Consider the following 21,924-nt stretch of genomic DNA (forward strand, 5'->3'; position numbering starts at 1 on the left):
AAAGTTACAACAACTTTTAGACATAGCAAAGCCCTGGCTTGTGAAAGTCAGGGCTTTGTGATTTTTTAAGAATAAGAGAGTTTTGACACGCCCTCGTGCTGCTTAGACTTTTGATTCCTACTCACTCAGCCTTCATTTTCAGTTGATTGAGTGGGTATAACAGGGATGCTATACACTCCTACAGATAGCTTTATTCTTATCTTTTCGACTTTTTGTACCAAAGACTATTACTCGGCAAGCATAAACTTCCGCGCATCTTCACCCTCAATGCCGTTCTGCTTAAGTATGTCGGCAAGCGAAGCGTAGTTCTTGCGGAATGTCTCCACAATCTGCTTCTGCTTCTCGGGATTGTAGGTCATGGCTATACCGGCAGACTCCATTGTTCCGAGTGGCTCGGCAAACACAATGCCCGGGTTGTGATATTTCACGGCAATGCAGTTCTGCTGAATATGGCGGAACTTGCCGATGAGTCCGTCCGTCAGAACGGGGGCATCCTTCGCATAGACCACCTCTATAGTCTTTGCCTTCGAGCAGTCGGTCTCCGGGATGTCAACCGTCAGACTGAGGTTGTTGCCGTCGTATTCAAAATCGGTCTGCTTTCCGTCCACTACGACCTTCTCAGGCACTGCCGACGCCACGAGCTTCAAGCGGTATTGGCGGTGTGCAGGCATTCCGCTGTACTCCCCTTTACGTGCTCCTATACTTACACGCAATGTGCCGTCGGCAGAATGTGTGGCAGACAGCAAGGTGGAAGCATAAGCCGTGGCATACTGCTTGTCGTTGCCGTTGTCTTCATACATTACGAACTCTGCATCAACATTGCCCGGATATACCGTCACGGTGACAGCCTCGTCATTACGGCGCAGGTTCTTCACGTCGCCATATTGCGGAATTATGCTGCCAGCCTTGACGTATATAGGATACTCGTCGAGCAGGAAGCAACGCTCAACCGTCTGTCCGCCCTTCAGCATTGTGCCCGATGAGAGTTCATACCAGTCGTTGCCAGCTGGCAGCCACACCTTCTGTAGCGACACGCCGTTGTTCATAGGCTGCGTGATAGGATAGACCAGATAGTTGTCGCCGAACATATACTCATTGCGGTTGGTGTAAGCCTCTTGCGCATCAGGATAGTCGTAATACATCGGTCGGCACAAAGACACACCGGTGTCGTAGGCATGGCGCGCCATAGTATATATGTAAGGTGCAAGCGAGTAGCGCTGCTTGATGATGTCGCGAATGATGTCGCGCTCCTTGTCGGCAAATACCCACGGCTCCTTGTTAAGCCCTGCATTCTTTGTAGAATGGGTGCGCAGAATGGGGCTGAAGGCTCCGAACTGCATCCAGCGTATGTACATCTCGGGATTGATAGAGTCGGCTCCCATGTGTCCGCCGATGTCGTGGCTCCAATAACCGTAGAGCACGTTGGAGGCGGTAGAGTTGTAGTAAGGCTGGAAGTCGAGCGATTTCCAGCTGATGATGGCATCGCCCGAGAATCCTATCTGATAGCGGTGGTTGCCCAGTCCGCCCCAACGGTGATACAGCATAGGCCGGGTGTCGTGATGACGCTCCATATCTGTGAATGTGGTATAGTTGATCCACCACACGTTGCTCAGTCGTGGAAACTCCTTGTCGTTGTCCCACTGCTGCCAGTCGAGCCACCAGAAGTCGATGCCGTCGCGTTCCATAGGTCGCAGCACTTTGTCATACCATCCCTGCATGAATCGTTTGGACGAAGCGTTCCATGCTATATTCTTTTTCTCGGCAGGATCCATGCCCATCCATCGTGCCATGTCGGCATAGCAATCCTCATAATACTTTATTCCATCTGCAGGATGAAGGTTGACTGTTGTTTGCAGTTGCTGCTGCTTTGCCCACTTCATGAAGCCAGCAGGCGAGGGAAAGAGTCGCTTGTTCCATGTATATCCGGTCCATCCGCCACGTCCTTCCTCAGTGTAGTGCCAGTCCATGTCCACCACAAGTACGTCCATCGGGATGCTGTAAGAGTGCATCTTGCTGACGAGTTGGCGCAGTTCGTTGTCGCTATATCCCCAATAGCGCGACCACCAGTAGCCAAACGCATAGCGGGGTGGCAACGGTTCTTTGCCTGCAAAGACCGTAAAGTCGTGCAAAGCCTTCTTGTAGTCGTTGCCATAAGCGAGGAAATACATGTCCTGTGTCTTGCCTTCGTTAGGGCGATGGGCCACCCATTGCCAGTCGCTGTTGTCGAATACGTAGCCCTCAGAGTCGTCTATGAGTGTCCATCCGCTTCTCGACAGCAGTCCGTCTTCTATCGGCATCTTGCCAGTATCGCCACGCGAGTCGCCGTCATAACCGTCGAGTGTGCGGTAGGTTCCCTTCAGATTGGCGCCAGGTGCATCCTTCTGTCCGGGATGCCAGGCAAAGGGAATGATACGTTTGCCGTCGGTCGGCTTCTTCTTTATCTTTGCCGAGACTATTGAAAGATTGCGTTCGGTGAGCGGACCTGAGCCTTTTGTGTAAGTGAGTGTGAGATAGTCGGTGGATATGACAACCTTCTTGGCTGTCTCGCTCTTCTTGTATTTCACTTCAGGATAAGAGCGGTTGACGGCAATGAACGACTTGTTGTCAAGAAATTTTCCGTCGGGTGCATACTCCATGCGCACGGTTCCGTCGGTGACAAGCGTAAAGCGCACGTTGCTGTCTTTATATACTATGTTGTCGTTCTGAGCCGCTGCGGTGAGCGTAAGGGCTGAGAGTGCAGAGGCAAGAACAAGCTGCTTGCAGGAAGAATTGTTTCGGTTCATTATCAGTATAGATTTGTTGTTTGAATAATTATTGAGTGATTGTCTTTATAAATCAGTAACAGGAGGATATGACAATAATGCCACACCCTCCTGAAAAATACTACTACAAAAATCAAACCGTTTTTTATTTAGCCATAAGGCTGACAGCGAATCCGCCGCCACGTGCCTGCTTCAGCTTCAGCACATCACCTTTCTTGACTGTACGGTGAGTGATGACGTAGGCTGAAGGATTCTTCTCGTAATCGGCATCGGGTGCATCCTGATAGATGGCGCAGTCGTACTTGCGTCCTTTGTCAAGGAAATCAAGGCGCACTACTGACTGATGGCCTTCGGCATCGCACTTTCCGCCCACAAACCAATTGTCTGTTCCTTTAGCCTTGCGGGCTACTGTGATATACTTGGCAGGCTCGGCTTCCAGATAGCGAGAGTCGTCCCAGTCGCAAGCTACGTCGCGAATGAACTGGAAAGCATCGTAATACTTCTCGTAATTCTCAGGCAGATCGGCTGCCATCTGCAACGGCGAGTACATAGTTAGATAGAGTGCCAACTGTCCGCAGAGCGTTGTGTTGACATTGGATTTATTGTTGCACCACTCGCTCAGCTTCGTTACGAATATGCCGGGAGTATAGTCCATCGGACCACCCTGCAATCTGGTGAACGGCAGAATGACCGTATGGTAAGGCTCACTGCCTCCGAATGCCTCATACTCTGTGCCTCGTGCCGACTCGTTGCCTACGAGATTAGGCCATGTACGGCACAATCCAGTAGGACGTGTAGCCTCATGCGCATTGACCATTATGTGATGCTTGGCCGCCTCCTTGATGCAGTAGAGATAGTGGTTGTTGGTCGACTGCGAATAATGGTAGTCGCCTCGCGGAATGATGTCGCCCACATAGCCGCTCTTCACGGCATCATATCCATACTTGTTCATAAGCGTATAGGCTGCCTCCAGATGACGCTCATAGTTCTGTGTGGAACCGCTCGTCTCGTGGTGCATCATCAGCTTCACGCCCTTGGAGTGGGCATAGTCGTTGAGATACTTTATGTCGAAGTCGGGATAAGGTGTCTGGAAGTCGAACACATAGTCCTTGTAATGACCGAACCAGTCTTCCCATCCGATGTTCCAACCCTCTACCAGCACCTCCTGAAGTCCGTTCTTGGCAGCGAAATCAATATAACGCTTCACATTCTCGGTATTGGCAGGATGCTGTCCGTGCGGCCGGCACTTTGAATAGTCAATGCTTTCAAGATGCACCGAAGGCAGATCGAAGGTGTAGCTCCACTGCTTGCCTCCGGCTATCATCTCCCACCACACTCCGCAATACTTAGTAGGATGAATCCACGACGTATCCTCTATCTTGCACGGCTCGTTGAGATTGAGTATGAGGTTGGACGCAAGCATGTCGCGGGCATCGTCGCTTACTATCACCGTACGCCACGGTGTGTTGAACGGAGTCTGTACATATCCCTTCATACCCGTAGCGTCTGGCGTGAGCCACGACTCGAACACCATGTTCTTGTCGTCGAGATTGAGGTGCATTGTGGGGAAGTTGACGCAGGCGGCTTCATGCAGATTGATGTAGAGTCCGTCGTCGGTCTTGAGCTGCAGTGATGTCTGTACACCAGTAGGCGAGAACGATGTCTGCGAAGCATTGGACGTTATGGCTGCCTTCATTTTCGAACGTATCTCGCTCATCTTCGATATTACGGTCTCATACTCCTGCGTGTCGTAGTCGCCCGGAATCCAATAGGCTGTATGGTCGCCCGCCATTGCAAACTGGGTGTGCTCTTCCTTCACTACGATATAGTTGAGCTTGGGCTGTTGCGGAAACTCATAGCGCAGTCCCATACCGTCGTCGTAGACACGGAAACGAATGCAGATGTCACGTTGCATTGAAGCCTGATTGAGCGTTACGGCAAGTTCGTTGTAATGGTTGCGTATTGTTGCGGTCTCGCCCCATACCGGTCGCCATGTCTCATCGAACGTGGCAGTCTGCGTGTTCTTCACAGTGAACCCGTCCATGAGGTCCTGTTCGTTCATCCCGTTGGATGCATGCTTGTCCTTGGCAAGTTCCAGTCCGAGATGCGACGGACGTATCACTTCCTTCTTCTTGTATGTCATCTCATACGTGGGACGTCCGTCCTGCAGATAGAACTTCACCGAAACGTTGCCGTCAGGCGATGTCACAGTCTGCGCATCTGCCCCCAATGTGAGGGCAAGTGCAAGTGCTGAAAACAATAGTTTCTTCATATGTAATTGTTTATTTATTCTACAACAATCATTGTCCAATACTTAAGCTGCGGAACGGTGAATACAACGAAGTCGCCATCCTGACGATATTGCAGTTCCTGCGGAGCGCCTCCGAGTTGGTCTGGCGATGCCACCCACAGCTTCTTTACGTTCTTTGCACGCATACGCAATGTTAGGTTGTCGATGGCTTCGGGCTCGGGCATCGTTCCGTTCTTGTCGCGCCAGCTCAAGCTGTTAGCCTGACGGAAGTTGAGCAGACTCACCACTTGCTTGCCGTCTACGCTCTTGCTGTATGCCGTTACGTTGCCAAGTACGGGCGGCCATGCATTGATCGTTACCACAGACTTGGCTGCTGCAATATCGCATTGTGTCTCTGTTCCACCGTTGCGAAGCAGGTTCTGATAGGCTGTAAGGAAATCGTAGTACGCCACTATCTGCTTCTTCAGTCCGGCGCTCATCTTCACATCGGCATAAGGGAAGTATTCTGAACTCAGCATATGTCCTGCTCCGAGTTCGAGATGAGATGCTCCGAGGGCGAACATTACGGCATCGGTGAGCAGCACTCCTGGTGTATTGAACTCCGGCTTATTGTGTCCGTAGTCCATATATGCGGCATACACCTGACCTAACGTATTGCCGGAATACAGGCGATTGGCCTTCAATATGTCATGGAGGTCACTGAACTTGTCTTCACCATTCCACAATTCGGAGTACATAAAGTCAACGCATCCTGTTGACACAATCTTGTCTGAGCCATAATTACTGACGGCATTCATCACCAGACGTTTGTCGGGCTGACGCTCTTTCATGGTTCGTATGAACGATGCATAGCCGTTAGGCAGATTCACCTGCGATCCATAATAGTCGTAATCGGTGCCACGTGAGCCAAGCTGGTCGATATGGAATCCGTCAAAATCGAGTGCTTCATACACATCGTCGTTGCGGTCGGCAAGGTAATTCTGCCAGTCTTTGTTCGACGGATCGACAAGATATATATCGCTCTTCCAGTCGGACGGCAACTGATGGCGGTCGCATTTAGAGTGATTCTGGTCGGTATATATATACCAACGGTCGTCCACTCCATCAGCCTTTGCATCGTCAAATGCGCCGAAACAGAGATTGTAGAACATTGCCTTCATGCCCAACGAGTGAGCCTGAGCGATGTAGTCCTTCACCACCGAAGTGTAGTTGTCGCGGTTGGCAATGTCCTTGTAGCTCTCGAGCAGATTGCCTGGTGTGCCGCCGAGCGGCCAATGCTGCTTGTATTGCCAATCGTAGAACTGCAATCCATTAATGTGACAGCGGTTGAGAAAAGACAATTCAGAAGCAATAACATCCGAAGTGCGGTCGCTACCGTATGAAGCTATGAAGCCATAGCGTGGGAATCGCGCCCAATCGCTCGACACATCCACGCCGATAGTGGCGTAGATGGTCTGCTGGTTGTTGCCGTCAACTGTGTATATGTCGGCCATATAGCCTGTATAATCAGCTTGCGGAGCTGTCCATGTCCACGAAGTTGAACCTAAGTTTTCGTCGGCTATCACCTCAGAACCATGACGGTAGCGTATGCGAGCCGATGCAGGCAGAGTACCGTCAGTCACGTTGAAGCGTACTGTCTCGCCCGGTTTGTATGCCGCCTTGTCTGTAGTGACAGTGAGCGAGAGGTCGGCTGTGGTCTTCACCACGGTCTGTATAATGTCCGTAGGAACGGTAGCGGGGTCGTTGTAGCTATTGTTGTCATCACTGCATGAGCCTATCAATAACGGCAGCGCTATTAGCAATGCATTCATTTTCATTTTATGCTTTTGTTAGATTGTTAATTTTTTGAGATCGTTACGGTCTCGTTGAGTTGGTCGAGCGTTATGGTGTATGTGCCAGACGATGTTATCTTCCACTTGTAGTCGAGGTCGCTAACGTTCACAGTCAGATACTGCGACTTAAGTGTTTCGTCGCTCTTGTTGATGAAGAGAGCCTGCTCGGCAGTGCCCTTTGGTTCGGCATCAGGAGCAGAAGGCATAAACCACGCACCGTTCCAGTCGCTCTGCTTGTCGCAAGAGAACTTGAGTTCGCCTGCGTTGAGCTGACCTGTCCATGTGAATACATAAGGACTCTCTGTAGAAGTCATCGGTGTGGCATTGCCAAGATCCCATCCGTTGGGTGTAGCATCACCCACAAGGTAAATCATTTCGTATGGAGTGAACTCGCTCATCATCATACGTTCCTTGCCCGAACGGATGTCAACGCATATCTTATAAGCCTTGCCGGTCTCGCTGTTCTGCAGATTCCACTTGTTGTCGGGGTCGAAACCTGATACGAATTCCATGCTCTTGTCAGTATAAGGAGCATTTGCCTGTGTGGCTTTATACATGTTCTCCCATGAGTTCATTGATGTTCCGAACTTGAATTCGCCTCCTGCGCCCTGCTCAAAGTAGCGCCCCATGCGGAAAAGGAACTGATCAAGAGCGTCCTGTGTCATCGGTTCAAAGCCCCATCCGGTTGGATTGCCGACAAAGAAGAGCTGGTCGAAGGCAGGTCTTATGCCTTCTGTCTTCTCTATGCTTACTGTTCCGGCAAGCAAATCGACCGTGACTTTATAGTCGTGAGCCTCGTCTATAGTCCATTTCTCGTCGGGTTGATCATCACTTGTACGCAGTACTGGAGCACCATTGTCACCCCGTCCGTATGAAGGAAGGAATTGTCCGAGAGTTGTGATGAACTTAATATCGCCGCTACTGAGCTTGCCTTCCCATGTAAAGAGTCCGTTTGTGGTGCGTGTCATTTCCGAAGCATTGTCGGCGCTCCATCCGTTTGGTGCTGCACTACCTATTATATATAATGTAGAAGTGACCGGTTCGTATGGAGTGGCAGTAAACTGTGTGGTGGCAGTTTGTGTCTCGTCAGAACCACTGACAATTGCCGTTACGCGTGCCTCGATGTCTACGGGTGTTCCAACCGTACCTTCCATCTTGTCGAGAATGATGTTGTTGAGATTCTCAACGTTTGCACTCCATGTGTATGTCTGCGTCTGTTCGTCGACAGCTACATAAGGTTGAGCAAAATTTGTGCCTGCCTTGGCAAGCTCCAAACGGTAGCTGATACGGTTGCCCGAACCATAATTGTTGCCAGTAGACCAATTCAGCGTGACAGCATCGCTTGAATGACTGGTCTCTTCAAGCGTTGATAGGGCTTGATTGGCTGTAAGCGTCAGCTGGTCGCGTCCCTTGTCAAGTTCGGTATAGTCTTGGTCGGAGCAAGCCGAGAGGACAAATCCGACGCAGACAAGAGCCAACAGACTATAAATACAATTTATATATCGTTTCATATTGATTCGTTTTATTGTTTATAATGTTTCCTGACGTTTTAATATCCGGGGTTCTGTGTCATCAGCTGGTTGGCATCTCGCTCTGTCTGCGGTATCGGGAAGAGCAGACGTTCCTTAGTGACACGCGACTTGCCGATAGACTTCAGGAACTTCACGGCATAGTCGCCATGCTGCAAGCGTATCATGTCAAACCAGCGATGGCCCTCAAACGCCAGTTCAATACGACGTTCGTGTATGATCTTTTCGCGCATAGCCTCCTGCGACAATCCACTCACTCCAGGCAGTCCGGCACGATGACGGACGATGTTAAGAGGCTCGGCTGCCTCAGCAGTCTTGCCCTGCTCGTTGAGAGCCTCAGCCTTCATAAGCAGCACATCGGCATAGCGATACACCACGAAGTTGGCTGGATTGGTGTTATATTCCGGTGATACGCTCTTCGAAACGAGAAACTTGCGCACGTTATATCCGGTAGTTGAGTAGCTGCTCTTGTATGTCATGCCGTCAAAATCGGGACATCCATCATACAATACGGTAAGGTCCTTGCGCTTGTCGCCTTCCTCATACTGCGACATGAACTCTTCTGTAGGCTGGTTCCATCCGTAAGATCCTGCCACAAAGTTGGAGTTTCGTGGTCCCATGAATGTCGACAGCCAGCTCGACTGCGGATTGTTTCCCCAAAAATCGTATTCGGTATTGCCAGAGAACTGCACTTCGAAGATTGACTCAGGACCATTGTTGATGGTAGCGTCAAAGTTTGATTCGTACGTGCATTGGCTTAGATCGTAGCCAAGAGCTGTCACATCGTCGCACAGACTCACAACCTTCTGATAGTATTCCTTGTTGTCGGGAGCGAGTGTGAGGTATATATCGGCGAGCATTGTATAGGCTGCGTCCTTCGTAGCACGTCCAAGATTGTCGTCGTCAAGCTGGCTTTTGGCAGGAAGCAGATCGGCTGCGCGGTTGGTATCGTCAATTATCTGCTTGTAAACCTCGTCAACTGAAGCACGTGCTATGTCCGTGCTCTCGCCTGGATTGAACGGCTTCAGACGCAAAGGTACCCCACCATACAAGCGTACAAGTATATAATAATAATGTGCACGGAGGAAGTAAGCCTCACCGAGCGAACGTCCCAGAATGGTGCCCTTTTCCGGATTCTTGTCTTCGAGAGCACTGATGAGGATGTTGCACTGTCCGATACCGACCCAAGGCGAGCGCCACATGTACAGCGCCATACCATTATCGCTCTGCGTGGTGAAGTTGGAAGCCTGAACGGTCTCGATGCCGTCGGTACCTCCACCAGCGCCTACTATGCTGTTACCAGCAACGATGTCGAGTGTCCACAGACGTTGATTGTACATATTCGACGACTGGAGTGTACGGTAGCAGGCATTTGCCATCGACACCGCCACGTCCTCGTCGACCGTCGTTTCGGGGTCGACTGTGTTCTTAGGCTCACGGTCGAGGAAGTCGCTGCATGAACACATCGAGCCTGCAAGCGCTATGTTGAGAGCCAGGATAAATATCTTTTTCATAATGATTCAGTTGTTAGAAGTTTAGGTTTAATCCGATGTTGAACGTGCGCGAGATGGGATAGCTTGAGAGATCGATTCCGTTGACACCCACTTCGGGGTCGAAACCTGAGTATCCGGTTATCGTTGCCACGTTCTCGCAAGAGAATGTGATGCGTGCAGAATTGAGTGTCAGGGCACGAAGCCACTGCTGCGGCACATTGTAAGAGAGCGAAATGCTCTTCAGACGCAAGTATGCACCGTTCTCAACGAAGCGGTCGCTGATGCGGTTGTTTTGGTTGGGATCGCCATAAACGGCACGTGGCATCGTGGTGCTTGTGCCCTCGCCATGCCAGCGTGACAGCACGTCGGTGAGCTGGTTGTAGGCTGCCGACATGCCCGTAAGGTCTATCTTGTTGGCATTGAATATCTTGTTGCCAGCCACGCCCTGCAAGTATACTGACAGTTCCAGACCCTTCCATGCGAGCGTATTGCTCATCGAGAAGATGTGTGTGGGGTTAGGATTGCCTATCACGGTGCGGTCGTTGTCGTTGATAACACCGTCGTTGTTGAGGTCCTTGAAGCGTATGTCGCCAGGCTCGGCACCTGTCTGAATGGCGTGTTCTTTTACTTCCAGCTCGTTCTGGAATATTCCGTCGGTGACATAACCGTAGAACACGTTGATGGGCAGATTGTTGGCGAGCATCGTTACGTACGAGTTGTTCACCTGATTGATATAGTAAGGCACGTTGCTGTTGAGACTCTTTATCTTGTTGCGGTTGTATGTATAGACGATACCTGTCTCCCACTGCAGCGGACCCTGAATGTTGACGGTATTGAGCGAAACCTCAAAACCCGTGTTGCGAACCTTTCCTGCATTGGTGTAAGTGGTGCTTGTGTCCTCAAAACCCGAAGTGATTGGGATGGAAGCCTTTACGAGCATGTCGGTCGTATTCTTTATATAATAGTCGAATGTGAGGTGGGCACGCTGATTGAAGAGTGCTGCATCGAAGCCAATGTTGGTCTGTGCCACCTGCTCCCAATGAATGTTAGGATTGGCAAGCGTTGCCGAAACGAGTGCCGACTGTTCTGTTCCAGTCTTGCCGAACGGATATACGCTGGTGTTGTATGAAGCCAGATAGCTGTAGTTGCCCACACTGGCCTGACTGCCCGTAACGCCGTATCCGGCACGTATCTTGAGGTCGTTGAGAATATTGTTCTTCGGGAACCACTCTTCTTCAGAAGCGCGCCATGCCAGCGATACTGACGGGAATGTTCCCCAACGGTTGTTGCGGCCGAAGCGCGACGAGCCGTCACGGCGTACTGTAGCGGTAAGAAGATAGCGGTCGGCAAACTCATAATTGAGTCGTGCCATATACGACATAAGCGCCCATTCGGTCTCGTTGCCGCCGATGGCATGCATCTTCTCGCCGTTGTCCATCTCGTGTACGCCCTCATAAGCGAACACGTTCTTCTGTGCGTTGAGATAGTCGAAGTTGTTCCACTGTGCCGATGTACCAGCCATCAGTCCTACGTGATGCTTCTTGGCGAACGTATGGTCGAAGATGAAATAGTTGTCCCAAAGATATGTGAACGACTTGTTGTCGCTCTTGTAGCGGCTGCTCTCCTCAACGGGCGAGGGTTTCCAGTTGTGCTTGGGGGTATAGCTGTCGTTATACCAGAACTTGGCGTCAATGCCGAACGTGCTCTTCAGCTTGAGCCACTTAGCCAAAGTCACCTCTGCCGAGATATTGCCAAGGAGGTTATAGCCCTTAGTGCTGCTGCGGTCGGTTGTGGTTGGACCGATCGGGTTGCGTGCGCTGCCATACCAAAGCGAATTGCCCTCAGGTCCGGTCCACTCACCGTTGGCGTCCTTAACGGCAAAGACGGGCAGTGCTCTGTATGTATTGCCCATGTCATAACTGCCCTGCTGCTTGCGGTCGGCCGACACGGTTATGTTGGATGTCATCTTCAACCAAGGCTGCACCTGGGCATCAGAGTTCTGCTGGAAGGTGAACCGGCGGTACTTGACGCTTCTTACAATACCCGTCTGATCGAGCATACCTCCCGACACATAATAGTGTGCCTTGTCGCTGCCACCCGAATAACTCAACGTGTAGTTCTGCATATATCCGGTACGGAACAACTCGTCTACCCAATCGGTTCCTTTGCCGAGAGCCGACGGATCTGCCCATTCGGGATTGGCGGTGTTGCCCGAATTGTTCATCATTTCGTTGCTCAGTGCTGCATACTGGCTTGCATTGAGCAGGTCGGGAGTACGTGTGGCATTCTGCACGGCAAGATTGGCAGAGAGCGAGAGGTGTCCCTTGCCTTCCTTTCCCTTCTTGGTGGTTATCATTATGACACCGTTGGCACCGCGGCTACCGTATATTGCCGTTGCCGAAGCGTCCTTCAGCACGTCCAGACGCTCTACGTCTGCCATGTTGATGGCATTGATGCCGAGGTCGGTTGGCACTCCGTCTATTACTACAAGAGGGTCGCAGTTGTTGATAGAACCCATACCGCGCACCTTAATAGTAACGTTGTCGCCCGGCTTGCCGGCATCTACAACCTGCAATCCTGCTATCTTACCCTGAATGGCCTGTCCGATGTTGGCTACCGGCGAGTTCTCCATGTCCTTGGCAGCAAGCGAACCGACAGCTCCAGTGAGGTCTTTCTTCTTCATAACGCCATAACCTACAACGACAAGTTCGTTGAGTTTGTGGACATCTTCGGTCAATACGATTTCAAGCGACGACTTGCCACCTACGGCAACACGCTGGTTGTTGTAGCCGATGTACGAAATTTCGAGTACTGCATTGTCGGGAACTGAAATCGAGAATTCTCCGTCAAGGTTGGTTACAGTGGCGTTTTTAGTGCCTTTTTGTCCAACGGAGGCTCCAATGATAGTCTCACCATTGGCATCCTTCACTACACCATGTATTGTCTTATTTGTCTGTGCGTATGCGCCTATAGGCAACATTGCAAGAAACGAACAAGCAACAATCTGGCTGATCCATTTTCGATTGGTTTGGTTCATACTATTGAGTTTTTAGTTATTAAGTCGTTATGACGGTTGCAAATTTAGAATTTATTTTCATAAGTTGTTCGTTAAAGTACCCAATAAGTACACGTATATGACTCAATAAAGTATTAACAATATGATAATCAGATATTTACAAAAGAACATTCACACTGTCAAGTACATCGTCCGAAAAGCAATGATATTGTCAAAGCAAGGGAATCAATGAAAAATATGGATAGGAATACGCAAAAAAGGCAATCATCCAATATGTTATTTCTGCAAAATTTGTAAATTTGCAGAAACCTATAGAAACCACAAACAATTCACTCTATGCAACGTTACTTAGCCATTATCATACTCTTTATTGCCACCGCCACCTCCTCAATGGCAGACACCAACGGCAAGCTTATACAGCGTATTGACAGCATTATAGACAACATAACGCAGATATACGGCAAGAAGCAGGCACGCATCGACTTCTACAAGTCGATGGCACACAAAAGCCAAAAGCCCGAAACGCTGCTTTCGGCTTACGACAAGCTGTACGATGAGTACTTCGTTTTTCAATTTGACTCTGCCATGGTGTATGCCGACAAGGCTATAACGCTTGCCGACCGCATCGGTGACAAATTCCATCACGACAAATGCCGCATTGAGAAAGCGTCGCTGCTGGGCGTAGGCGGACTCTATGGCGAAGCCGTTGCGCTGCTCGACGAGATTGATTCGACACACCTCGACAATGAACTACGGTTCGACTATACCATAGCCTACTACTTCATCTACACCTATTGGGCTGACTACTGTCACGACTATTACTATTCGCCACGCTATCACGAGCGTGCCAACAATTACCTTAAGCAGGCTGTAACGATGCTCCGCCCTACCGACTCTTACTACAATTTCTTCTGGGGTGAGTATTTTATATATGTGGAACGCAACGACAAGCGCGCCCTGGAGCACTACTTCAAGACTCTGAGCACAGCCCCCGTAGAGTCGCGATGGTATGCCATGGCGTCGTATGCCATTGCCAACAACTACAGCGCCAACAACAATAACAACAAGTATGAGGAGTACATGCTGCGTGCATGCATTAGCGACCTGCTCAACTGTACGCGCGAAAACCTCGCCATGCAAGACCTTGCAATGTATCTGTTCAAGAAGGGCGACGACAACATTCTGCTCGCCGAGCGATACATCAATTTTGCTATGGACGACGCAAAGAACTACAACAACCGACTGCGTATCATTGAAATATCGCAGAAACTGCCCGTCATCGTGTCGACCTATCGCGAAAAGCTGTCATCGCAAAACAACATCATGCGCTTCGCATTGTTCGGAGTGTCTATCCTATTCGCGTTTGTTGTAGTGCTGCTATACTTCTACAGCCGGCAAAACCGACTGCTGGCACGCCACCGACACGAGCTGTCCGAGAGCAACAACCTGCTGTCGTCGCTCAACGACAAACTTAATACTCTCAACTCACGATTGCTCGACACTAACAGCCGACGCGAACGTCTGGCTAAACTCTACATCGACCTTTGCGCCAAATACATCGACCGTCTGAGCAAGTTTGAGACTCTTGTGAAGCGCAAAATTAAGGTAGGCCAGGTCAACGACTTGCTCAATACGGCATCGTCGTCGCGCCTTTCGGAAGAGGATGCGGCTACGTTCATGAACAGTTTCGACACGGCTTTCCTCGACCTATACCCCTCGTTTGTCGACGAATTCAACGCTCTGCTGCGGACCGACGAGCAGATTGTGCCTCCACACAAGGGACGGCTCACCACCGAACTGCGCATTTACGCTTTGATAAGGTTGGGCGTCAAGGAGAGTTCGGAGATTGCGGCATTGCTCTTCTATACTCCTCGCACCATCTACAACTATCGCTCTGCGATAAAAAGCCGTGCCATTAACCGCGAAACTTTCGAGTGCGACGTCGAGCAGCTGTGCCGTGTAATACACTCCTGACAGCAATGTTCGGCACATGCAAATATCGTACTGACGGTAAGAAATTGTTACAAACGAAAATCTGATTCTAGAGATTTCACGTGCGGTTTTTGTCGCTCGCTACAGCCGTCACGTCACCTCAAAACATAAAAAGGGGCTTCTTTGCACTCCTGAAGTTATCGTTCAGGAGGGCAAAGAAGCCCTTTTGCATTGCAATTAAGCCTCTTTTGCATTATGACTGTACCCCTTTTGCATTACAAAACGACCCCTTTTGTGCTGCAAAAGGGGTCGTTTTGCCGTAAAATGTAGTCCTTTTGGCATTCCGCCGATTGCACATTCGCGGCACAAATCATTGTATTCATCTGTATATCAGCAACATCTGTGCTGCACGCGCAAAACTCAAGAATTTCGAGCCAAAGACTTCGTTGCTCGTTCAACTGGCAGTTTTGAGCAGTCAGAAATGCAAATATCGTACATGAAGCGGAGCTTCGGTTGTGGTGGAAAAGAAGCATAAGGAGGTTGATTCAAGACATAAACAAAGCGGGCTGAAAGCCCAACAAGCACATAGGAGGGTGTATCAAAAGCCAATTATACGGGCTGAAAGCCCAATAAGCTCATAGCCCAGGGCACCGCCCTGGGTGTACGGATTGATAAAAGCAAAACGCCCTGTAGGGGCAAAAGCATTGATAATTAAGCTTTTGCCCTTGCAGGGCGCATTGGTATTTACGATACTTTTTACCCAGGGCGGTGCCCCGGGCTATGTGCTTCTGCCCCTTCGGGGCGTACTGATTTGACTTTTGACATATCCTCTAGACGGATTAATAATAACACAACGCCCTACAAGGGCAAAAGCATTAATTGTCAATGCTTTTGCCCTTGCAGGGCGCATTGTTATTTAGCTAACTTTCCCCATGGCGCTGCCCTGGGCTATGTGCTTCTGCCCCTTCGGGGCGTGTTACTTGCAACATTCGATTCAACAACGGTTGCCATAACCACCTACTTTTTTTACCGCTCAGATCTTCTTCACCAGTTTATATATAATATGTGCGGTGCATTCCGACGGACTGTCCTCGCCTATCTTGCCCATCACCTCGCCATATCCGGCAAGCATCCGGCTGCGGTATTCGCCTTCGGGAAGCAGTCGGGAGAGCTCGCTGGCAATGTTTTCGGCTGAGAATGTGTCGGCAACAAGTTCGCTCACCACCTCACGGTCGGCTATCAGATTGACCAGCGAGATATACTTCACCTTCAGTATGTGGCGGCGCAGGAAAGCTATGAGGCGTGGCAGCGGAGTCTCGTAGCACACCACTTGCGGCACATTGAACAAGGCTGTCTCAAGCGTAGCCGTTCCGCTGGTCACCACGGCGGCACGTGCGTGCGAGAGAAGGGCGTACGTGTCGTCCGTGACAAGCTCTACGTCTCGTCCGTCTACAAACTTACGGTAGTAGTCCATGGGTATACCGGGGGCGCATGCCAGCACCATCTGATGGTCGACAAAGCGCGACGCGGCATCTATCATTGCCGGAAGATTGTCCTTTATCTCCTGACGGCGGCTGCCGGCAAGCAATGCTATGATGGGGCGCGACGACAAATTGTGACGACGACGGAACTCATCGCCACTCTCCGAGTACGACTCGCGGAACTGGCGCACCTCCTCTGCCGTTGGATTTCCTACGTAATGTATAGGATAATGATGCTTCTGCTCGAAGAAGGGCACCTCAAACGGCAGTATCGAGAACAACTGGTCGACATCGCGCTTGATGTTCTTGATGCGCCACTCCTTCCACGCCCATATCTTGGGCGAGATGTAATAGTAGACGGGTATCTGCGTATGCGAATGGATATAATGGGCTATGTCGAGATTGAATCCCGGATAGTCGACGAGTATAAGTGCGTCGGGCTGCCACTCCACAATGTCGCGCTTGCACTTTGCCATATTGCGGAAGATGGTGGGCAGATGCATAAGTACGGGCACAAAGCCCATATATGCCAGCTCACGATAGTGACGCACACGTATTCCTCCGACATCCGACATCTTGTCGCCACCGAAGAAACGGAACTCGGCGGCATCGTCTACACGGCGCAAGGCAGCCATAAGGTGCGAAGCGTGCAGGTCGCCCGAGGCTTCGCCAACAATCAGGTAGTATCTCATATATCAATTCAAAATTCGCAATTCAAAATCGGCGCAGCCGACAATTCAAAACTCAAAACTCAAAATTCAAAACTCTTCAACGTCTCGTAGTCGGTCACGTCGATACGCGTAGGCGTAACAGCCACATAGCCATGCGTCAACGCCCAGTTGTCGGTATCGGTGGCTTCCGGCTCGTCGTTGCGGTAGTTTCCCGTCATCCAGTAGTAGTCGTAACCATGCGGATGGCGCATTTTCACGCACTCGTTATACCATGTTCCCATAGCCATACGGCACATCTTGATGCCCTTGAACTCGCTGGCTTTAGGGAAGTTGACGTTCAGGCACACACCCTTGGGCAGTCCCTCGTCGAGCACCTTGCGCACTATCTGGCGCACATAGGGGCGCAGCGGCGTGAAGTCGGCATCGTCGCGATGGTCGCACAGCGAAAATCCTACCGACGGGATGTACTTCATGCAGCCCTCAAGCGTCACGCCCATCGTGCCGCTATAGTGTACGTTGACCGACCCGTTGTCGCCGTGATTGATTCCGCCTATCACCATGTCGGGACGACGGTCGGCAAAGAATTCCTCCAAGGCTATCTTCACACAGTCTACCGGCGTGCCGTTGCACGACCACATCTCGAAGCCCTCCTCCTTACGGCGCAGCTTCAGGCGCAAAGGCACTGTGGCTGAAAAAGCTGTGGCAAAACCCGAACGGGCCGACTCAGGAGCACATACTACAATGTCGGCCATATCGCGCAGCATATCGACGAGGCAGTTTATGCCTTTGGCATGATAGCCGTCGTCGTTTGAAACAAGTATTAATGGTCTTTTAATATTCATAAAATTGGCTTTATTTCGCTTGCAAATGTACGAAAAAAGGTTTAAACCTCCCTTATCTCGCATAAAATATGTAACTTTGCCAAATAATTTTTGACACGAAATGGGAAAGATAATAGCACTCGCCAACCAAAAAGGTGGGGTTGGCAAAACAACAACGACAATTAATCTCGCGGCTTCTCTGGCCACATTCGAGAAAAACGTGCTCGTGGTCGATGCAGACCCGCAGGCCAACGCATCAAGCGGACTCGGCGTAGACATAAAGGAGATAGACTGTTCATTGTACGAGTGCATAATCGATCATACCGACGTGCGCGACGCTATCTACACCACCGACATCAACGGACTTGACATCATACCAAGCCACATTGACCTTGTGGGAGCCGAGATTGAAATGCTCAACCTCAAAAACCGCGAGCGCGTCATCAAGAATTTGCTCGACCAGATACGCGACGAGTACGACTATATACTCATCGACTGCAGCCCCTCGCTCGGACTCATTACCGTCAACGCACTCACTGCAGCCGACTCCGTCATCATACCCGTGCAGTGCGAGTACTTCGCTCTTGAAGGAATAACCAAACTGCTCAATACTATCAAGATAATAAAGAGCAAACTCAATCCGTCACTCGAGATTGAAGGCTTCCTGCTGACAATGTACGACAGCCGTCTCAGACTGGCCAATCAGATATACGACGAAGTGAAACGCCACTTCCAGGAACTTGTGTTCAAGACCGTAATACAGCGCAACGTGAAGCTCAGCGAGAGTCCAAGCCACGGACTGCCCGTCATACTCTACGATGCCGACTCGGCAGGATCGAAAAACCATCTGGCTCTGGCCAAGGAAATCATCAACAAGAACACACCCGAGGAAAGTGAAAAGTGAGATTGTAAGTGAAACATTAGTCACTAAACACTAATCATTAAACATTAAAAAAAGGATGGCAGTACATAAGAAATACAACAGAAACGCACTGGGACGCGGACTCGAAGACATAGAAGGAGGCATGGGACTCGACGCTCTCATCGATACTACTCCAGCACGAACGCAGGGAACATCGACTATCAACGAGATTCCTCTCGACCAAATAGAAGCCAACCCCAACCAGCCACGACGCGAGTTTGACGAGCAAGCACTCGAAGAACTGGCGTGCAGCATACGCGAAATTGGCATCATTCAACCCATAACCCTACGACAGATCGACGAAAACCGATTCCAGATAATAGCCGGCGAACGACGCTGGCGAGCCTCACAGATGGCCGGACTAACTGCCATTCCGGCTTATATACGCACTATCAACGACGAAAACGTCATGGAAATGGCTCTCGTCGAGAATATACAACGCGAAGATCTCAACGCCATTGAGATTGCGCTGGCGTACGAACATCTGCTCGACGCCGACGGCATGACACAGGAAAAGGTGTCCGAACGCGTCGGAAAGAGCCGCACTGCCATAACCAACTATCTACGACTGCTGCGTCTGCCGGCTCAGGTGCAGATAGCATTGCAGAAGAAACAGATAGATATGGGACATGCACGCGCGTTGCTGGCTATCGACTCACCATCCATGCAGATTAAACTCTTCAACGAAGTGGTGAAGAACGGCTACTCAGTACGAAAGGTTGAGGAAATGGCACAGATGCTCAAGAACGGCGAAGACGTGGAAAGCGGCAAGAAGAAAATCATTGCCAAAACCAAGCTTCCCGAAGAATTCACAGCACTCAAAAACCACCTCTCCGACTTCCTGCAGACCAAGGTGCAGATGACATGTTCGCCTAAAGGCAAGGGAAAGATTACCATCCCATTCGCCAACGAGGAAGAACTGGAACGCATCATGTGCGCTTTCGACAAAATGAAACAAGAATAATGAACAGTCAAGGCGACGGCAAGCCTACTACATTAAATAAGAATAGGACAACAGTGAAGACTTTTTTGCTAAATATTCTGCAAACATTGGTTGTGGCTGTGGGAATGACTTTCATCGCCGACAACGCCGCAGCACAACGCAAAGTGGCTGACCCTCCGGCAAGAACAAATAATGCCAAGGCTGCAGCCGCCGACTCGCTGAACCCCATACTCACCCAGCAAGACACACTGCGGCTGCTGGATAGCGCCAACAAGCCGCTGCTCTCACGCAACGACTCGCTACAATTGCGCAAGGACTCTATCAAGATAGCAAAGAAACGAGACTGGGCTACGTGGCGACCCAACCCCAAACGCGCCATGTGGCTCGCACTCGTGCTGCCCGGAGCTGGTCAGATTTACAACCGCAAGTACTGGAAACTACCTATAGTATATGGTGGATTCGTGGGCTGTGCATACGCACTCAGATGGAACAACCAGATGTATCGCGACTATTCACAAGCCTATCTCGACCTCATGGACAACGACCCTAACACGCAAAGCTACAACCAGTTTCTGCACTTAGGAGCCAAAATAGACGACTCAAACAAGGCAAGATACCAGAAACTCTTCAAAAGCAGGAAGGATACCTACCGCCGTTGGCGCGACCTTAGCGTCTTCTGCCTCATCGGAGTGTACGCCCTCAGCGTCATCGACGCTTATGTTGACGCGTCATTGTCGGAGTTTGACATTTCAAAAGACCTCTCTCTGAGAGTGGAACCGACAATAATTAACAACAACCGCGAGCGAAATCCGCTCAAATCAAACAGCCTTGGCATCAACTGTAGTCTGAACTTTTAGCTACACAACGAGCCAACCGACATACAAGAAACAACATAACTGATAAAATCGAATATATATATTATTGATGAAAAAGACATTAATACTCATAGCAGCAGCAATTATGGGCTTCTCAACCCCAATCCTCGCGCAGAGCGACGACAATGAGAAGGAAATCACCGTAACTAACGCTCAAGGCAAGAAAGAGGTTATCTACCTGCCCGAAGCGATGACAGCCGAATTCGACAGCTTGCTTTCGGCATACAACAACAAGACATATCTGCAGGTCAACAACGACTGCAATATGTCGGACATCAACCCCGTCTACTCACCCGAAGTGTACAAGGAGCGACTGGCACGCATTCCTTCGGTCATCGAAATGCCATACAACGAAGTGGTACAGCAGTTCATCGACCGATACAGCGGACGCCTGCGCCGTTCTGTAAGCTTAATGCTTGGCGCACAAAACTTCTACATGCCGCTATTTGAAGAGGCTCTCGAAACATACGGACTGCCTCTCGAACTGAAGTATCTGCCCGTAATCGAGTCGGCACTCAACCCCAACGCCGTGTCGCGTGTGGGTGCTACAGGATTGTGGCAGTTTATGCTTGCTACCGGAAAGCGCTATGGCCTTGAGGTGAACTCACTCGTTGACGAGCGCCGCGACCCCGTTCTCTCGTCCTATGCAGCAGCACAATACCTGCGCGATCTGTACAAGATATTCGGCGACTGGAACCTCGTTATCGCTGCATACAACTGCGGTCCGGACAATATCAACAAGGCAATACACCGCTCAAAGGGCGAGAAAGACTACTGGCAGATATATCCCTATCTGCCGAAGGAGACACGCGGATATGTGCCGGCATTCATTGCCGCCAACTATATAATGAATTATTACTGCGACCACAACATCTGTCCGATGCGTGCCGAACTGCCTGCCAAGACCGACACGGTAGTGGTAAACCGCGACATACACTTCGAGCAGATAGCAAAGGTGCTGAACATGGATGTCAATCAAATCAAACAACTCAACCCGCAGTATCGACGCAACATCATCAACGGCAACACCAAGCCCTCAGCTGTACGCCTGCCGGCTACATTGGTGAGCAGCTTCATCGACAACGAAGACTCTATATACGCCTACCGACCCGAAGAATTGCTGGCAAAACGTACTGAGGTGGAGGTGAACAACACCACTCCTACATACTCACGCAGCAACACTTCAAGCTCACGAAGCCACAGTTCTGCCTCAGCAAGACGCGGTCGCAACAAGAAGAAGCGTTCACGTGGCGGTCGCAGCGTTACAATCCGCCAGGGCGATACTCTGTCGGAGATTGCAGCACGCAACGGCACGACTGTGAAAAAGCTCAAGCGACTGAACAAAATCAGCGGAAGCAGCATTCGTGCCGGCAAGAAAATCAGAATCAAATAATAT

Annotated in this window: 13 protein-coding genes; 5 read left to right on the forward strand and 8 right to left on the reverse strand. The window is 50.4% G+C overall.

Features of this window, described 5'->3' with window-relative positions; genetic code table 11:
• Window positions 1-227 precede the first annotated feature (227 nt).
• The 6 genes from I6E49_RS11115 to I6E49_RS11140 form a co-directional block, all read right to left on the reverse strand.
• Window positions 228-2,783, reverse strand: coding sequence for a glycoside hydrolase family 31 protein (locus I6E49_RS11115; protein ID WP_235402355.1), 2,556 nt, complete (start codon window positions 2,781-2,783; stop codon window positions 228-230).
• Window positions 2,784-2,907: 124 nt separating this feature from the next.
• The gene (locus I6E49_RS11120) at window positions 2,908-5,034 is read right to left on the reverse strand and encodes a glycoside hydrolase family 97 protein (RefSeq protein ID WP_235402356.1); all 2,127 of its coding nucleotides are present in this window, start codon (window positions 5,032-5,034) and stop codon (window positions 2,908-2,910) included.
• Window positions 5,035-5,048: 14 nt separating this feature from the next.
• Window positions 5,049-6,830, reverse strand: a complete 1,782-nt coding sequence (locus I6E49_RS11125; protein WP_235402357.1) for a glycoside hydrolase family 66 protein — start codon at window positions 6,828-6,830, stop codon at window positions 5,049-5,051.
• Window positions 6,831-6,850: 20 nt separating this feature from the next.
• Window positions 6,851-8,356: a SusF/SusE family outer membrane protein gene (locus tag I6E49_RS11130; protein WP_235402359.1), complete on the reverse strand. Its 1,506-nt coding sequence runs from the start codon at window positions 8,354-8,356 to the stop codon at window positions 6,851-6,853.
• 38 nt (window positions 8,357-8,394) lie between these two features.
• A complete protein-coding gene (locus tag I6E49_RS11135) occupies window positions 8,395-9,888 on the reverse strand; it encodes a RagB/SusD family nutrient uptake outer membrane protein (RefSeq protein ID WP_235402361.1) in 1,494 nt (497 codons plus the stop codon).
• 13 nt (window positions 9,889-9,901) lie between these two features.
• Window positions 9,902-12,847 carry a SusC/RagA family TonB-linked outer membrane protein gene (locus I6E49_RS11140; RefSeq protein WP_441006975.1) on the reverse strand — a complete coding sequence of 982 codons (2,946 nt, stop codon included), beginning with the start codon at window positions 12,845-12,847 and terminating at the stop codon, window positions 9,902-9,904.
• 372 nt (window positions 12,848-13,219) lie between these two features.
• Here I6E49_RS11140 and I6E49_RS11145 point away from each other — a divergent pair, with 372 nt between their 5' ends.
• Window positions 13,220-14,857 (forward strand): DUF6377 domain-containing protein, encoded by a 1,638-nt coding sequence (locus I6E49_RS11145; RefSeq protein WP_235402364.1) that lies wholly within the window; start codon window positions 13,220-13,222, stop codon window positions 14,855-14,857.
• 991 nt (window positions 14,858-15,848) lie between these two features.
• On the opposite strand, the gene lpxB is transcribed toward I6E49_RS11145, so the two are convergent.
• Window positions 15,849-16,988 carry a lipid-A-disaccharide synthase gene (gene lpxB, locus I6E49_RS11150; RefSeq protein WP_235402365.1) on the reverse strand — a complete coding sequence of 380 codons (1,140 nt, stop codon included), beginning with the start codon at window positions 16,986-16,988 and terminating at the stop codon, window positions 15,849-15,851.
• 59 nt (window positions 16,989-17,047) lie between these two features.
• Window positions 17,048-17,809: a 5'/3'-nucleotidase SurE gene (gene surE, locus I6E49_RS11155; protein WP_235402366.1), complete on the reverse strand. Its 762-nt coding sequence runs from the start codon at window positions 17,807-17,809 to the stop codon at window positions 17,048-17,050.
• A 100-nt stretch (window positions 17,810-17,909) separates the two neighbouring features.
• Between surE and I6E49_RS11160 the strand changes: the two genes are divergently transcribed.
• The 4 genes from I6E49_RS11160 (at window position 17,910) to I6E49_RS11175 (ending at window position 21,921) form a co-directional block, all read left to right on the forward strand.
• Window positions 17,910-18,692, forward strand: coding sequence for a ParA family protein (locus I6E49_RS11160; RefSeq protein ID WP_235402367.1), 783 nt, complete (start codon window positions 17,910-17,912; stop codon window positions 18,690-18,692).
• Window positions 18,693-18,747: 55 nt separating this feature from the next.
• A complete protein-coding gene (locus I6E49_RS11165) occupies window positions 18,748-19,674 on the forward strand; it encodes a ParB/RepB/Spo0J family partition protein (RefSeq protein WP_235402368.1) in 927 nt (308 codons plus the stop codon).
• A 53-nt stretch (window positions 19,675-19,727) separates the two neighbouring features.
• Entirely contained in the window at window positions 19,728-20,510 is a 783-nt protein-coding gene (locus I6E49_RS11170; RefSeq protein ID WP_235402369.1) for a DUF5683 domain-containing protein, read from the forward strand.
• A 67-nt stretch (window positions 20,511-20,577) separates the two neighbouring features.
• On the forward strand, window positions 20,578-21,921 hold the full coding sequence (locus I6E49_RS11175; protein ID WP_235402370.1) for a lytic transglycosylase domain-containing protein: 1,344 nt from the start codon (window positions 20,578-20,580) through the stop codon (window positions 21,919-21,921).
• Window positions 21,922-21,924: the final 3 nt, after the last annotated feature.

Source organism: Leyella stercorea (assembly GCF_021531655.1).

What these genes read in the sequence shown, in the direction of transcription:
- I6E49_RS11115 (WP_235402355.1), bottom strand. Translation starts at nt 2,783, where the DNA reads ATGAACCGAAACAATTCTTCCTGCAAGCAGCTTGTTCTTGCCTCTGCA.
- I6E49_RS11120 (WP_235402356.1), bottom strand. Translation starts at nt 5,034, where the DNA reads ATGAAGAAACTATTGTTTTCAGCACTTGCACTTGCCCTCACATTGGGG.
- I6E49_RS11125 (WP_235402357.1), bottom strand. Translation starts at nt 6,830, where the DNA reads ATGAAAATGAATGCATTGCTAATAGCGCTGCCGTTATTGATAGGCTCA.
- I6E49_RS11130 (WP_235402359.1), bottom strand. Translation starts at nt 8,356, where the DNA reads ATGAAACGATATATAAATTGTATTTATAGTCTGTTGGCTCTTGTCTGC.
- I6E49_RS11135 (WP_235402361.1), bottom strand. Translation starts at nt 9,888, where the DNA reads ATGAAAAAGATATTTATCCTGGCTCTCAACATAGCGCTTGCAGGCTCG.
- I6E49_RS11140 (WP_441006975.1), bottom strand. Translation starts at nt 12,847, where the DNA reads ATGTTGCCTATAGGCGCATACGCACAGACAAATAAGACAATACATGGT.
- I6E49_RS11145 (WP_235402364.1), top strand. Translation starts at nt 13,220, where the DNA reads ATGCAACGTTACTTAGCCATTATCATACTCTTTATTGCCACCGCCACC.
- lpxB (WP_235402365.1), bottom strand. Translation starts at nt 16,988, where the DNA reads ATGAGATACTACCTGATTGTTGGCGAAGCCTCGGGCGACCTGCACGCT.
- surE (WP_235402366.1), bottom strand. Translation starts at nt 17,809, where the DNA reads ATGAATATTAAAAGACCATTAATACTTGTTTCAAACGACGACGGCTAT.
- I6E49_RS11160 (WP_235402367.1), top strand. Translation starts at nt 17,910, where the DNA reads ATGGGAAAGATAATAGCACTCGCCAACCAAAAAGGTGGGGTTGGCAAA.
- I6E49_RS11165 (WP_235402368.1), top strand. Translation starts at nt 18,748, where the DNA reads ATGGCAGTACATAAGAAATACAACAGAAACGCACTGGGACGCGGACTC.
- I6E49_RS11175 (WP_235402370.1), top strand. Translation starts at nt 20,578, where the DNA reads ATGAAAAAGACATTAATACTCATAGCAGCAGCAATTATGGGCTTCTCA.